Consider the following 2,365-nt stretch of genomic DNA (forward strand, 5'->3'; position numbering starts at 1 on the left):
AGTGGGCACGCGCCAACTCGCAGGTGCGCGGATCTCTGGCGGAGACGGGCGTGGGGGCAACCGACCTGCTGCTGTGGGCGCTCACCGCCGCCGCGGCCGGGGTGACCCTGATCCTGCTGGCCACCCGGCGGCGCGACGACCCCGAGGGCTGAGCACCCGGCGCCCGGATCTGTCAGAACAAGGTACGCGGCCGGATGCTGTTGGCCTGGTCCACCAGCCGGAAGCGCTGCTGTCGGGTCTCGGTGGACCGCGCCAGGGTCCGCAACACGGTTTCGGCGCCCGTCCTCAGACCGAACTCGGTGAACGGCACCCCGCGCATCAACGGTGAGGGTGAGGGCTCGTTGCCGGGAAGCTGGATCCAGGCGAGCGCGGTGGTCAGCACGGTCAATCGGATCTGGAACGCCCGGTGCTCGCCGGCGGACAGGTTGGTGACCCGGCGCGCGGCCTCCCGAAGGTGTGATTCCTCGGTCTCCTGCAGGGGCCGCCCCTGGCACAGCAGCAGGATCGCCGTGAGGTTGGCCAGCGCCGAATAGCGCGAATTGGGCGGGACCCGGTCCAGTTCCTCGATCGCGGCCGACACCTCCCCGCGCCGCTGGAGTTGACGCGCCAGTCCGAACGCGGAGCTGACCGCCGCCCGGTCCACCGACCACACGGTGCGGTAGAAGTGCTCGCTCGAGCGCGCCCAGCGGGTCCTGTCGCCCTCCGGGCACACGTCGAGGATGAGTTCCGCCGTGGCGGCGAGCGCCAACTTGGGGCCGTTCTCACCCGGCATGGCCGACAACACCTGCTGGAACTTCGGATACGCGCCCACGGGATCTCCCTTGAGCAGGGCGATCACCCCGACGTACCAGGCCAGGCGCCATTCCGAGCGAAGTCGGTGGGCGTTCTCCTCGAGCAGCGCCTCGGCCGAAGGGAGGTCGCCGCTCTCGAGGTACGCGCGGGCCAGCGACATGATCACGCCTACGCTCTCGTGTGCCTCGGATTCGGAGTCGGAGTACAGCTCACGGAGTGTGTCGATCCGCTGCTCGACGGAGGTGTACGAGGTGGCGGCCAGGATGCGTCCGGCGGGATCGGAGGACTCCATCAGCGGCACGGGCAGGGCGTCGACGAGTTCGGCGCCGGTCAGGGTCGTGTCGCGGGCGTGGCCGTCGACGAGGAAGTCGGTCGGCTCCACCGTGAACAGGGTGCCGAACGTGGAGCGTTGCGGCGAGAACACCGAGGAGAACGCGGGGTGCGGGATCCCGGTGCGGAGCGCCAGCACCTCACGCAGCACACCCATGAGCTGGCCGGCCATCCCGTTGGCGCTACGGAACCGCATGCTCGGGTCCTCGTTGGTGGAGCGCAGCAGGAACCGGTAGAGCGAGTCGTACCGGCTGAACACCGGTTCCTCGACGGGGGAGGGGATCCCGTCGGCGTAGCGGCCGTCGACCACCGGGAGTCGGACGATCAGTGAGGCCAGGGTGCGTCCCACCGTGTAGAGGTCGGAGGCGATGGTGGGGCCGGTCACGGGGATCTCCGGCGCCTGGAAGCCCGGAGTGCCGTAGATGTGCCCGTAGTCGCCCACGCCCGAGACGGCGCCCATGTCGATGAGCTTGACGTGGTCCTCGGTGAGCATGATGTTCTCGGGCTTGAGGTCGTTGTAGACCAATCCCACGGAGTGCAGGTAGGACAGCGCTGTGAGGGCCTCGAGGACGTACGCGATCGCCTTCTCCACGGGCAGGACCCGGCCGGGCGCCGACCTCCGCACGTCCCGCAGGCTGGGGCCGCCGACGTACTCCATGACGATGTACCCGCCGTGCGTGGGCGAGGTGGCCCAGTCGTCGTGGATGAAGTTGTAGATCCGCACGATCGACGGGTGGGAGAGCTCGGCCAGGATCTCCCGCTCGGCTACCGCCACCTCCTGCGCCTCCGCCTGGTCGGCGTGGAGCAGGCCCTTGAGCACCACCCACCGGTCGGACACGTTGTGGTCCACCGCGAGGTAGATCCAGCCCATCCCGCCGTGGGCGAGCGCGCCGCGGACCTCGTACTGGTCGGCCACCACGTCGCCGGGTCGGAGCTCGGGCCGAGGGAGACGGCCGTCGGAGGCCTCGCACTCCGTCTCGATCTCCTCCGGCGAGAGCATGGCCGAGTTGGGGTCCACCGGGATGATGTACGGCAGGTCCACCAGCCCCTCGGACGCCGGACTCGGCCGGTCCTCGGGCTTGCTGGGCTGACGCATCCTGAACGGTGCCGAACTGGCGCGGTCACCGGTGGCGACCTCGCCGGTCCGGGCGGAGGGCCGCTCCGCGGGGACCGATCGGGTGCGCGACTCGGGGTCGTCGGTGGCGTCCCCGGTGGCGACGGGTCCGGTGACGGCACCCGCGTC

At 70.4% G+C, this 2,365-nt stretch carries 1 protein-coding gene; it reads right to left on the reverse strand.

The features are described 5' to 3' along the window. Window positions 1-172 precede the first annotated feature (172 nt). Window positions 173-2,365: serine/threonine protein kinase (locus G6027_RS08125; RefSeq protein WP_182636728.1), on the reverse strand; the 2,193-nt coding region annotated here is incomplete at its 5' end.

The sequence above is a fragment of the Dietzia sp. SLG310A2-38A2 genome, from assembly GCF_014145095.1.
Lineage (GTDB): Bacteria > Actinomycetota > Actinomycetes > Mycobacteriales > Mycobacteriaceae > Dietzia.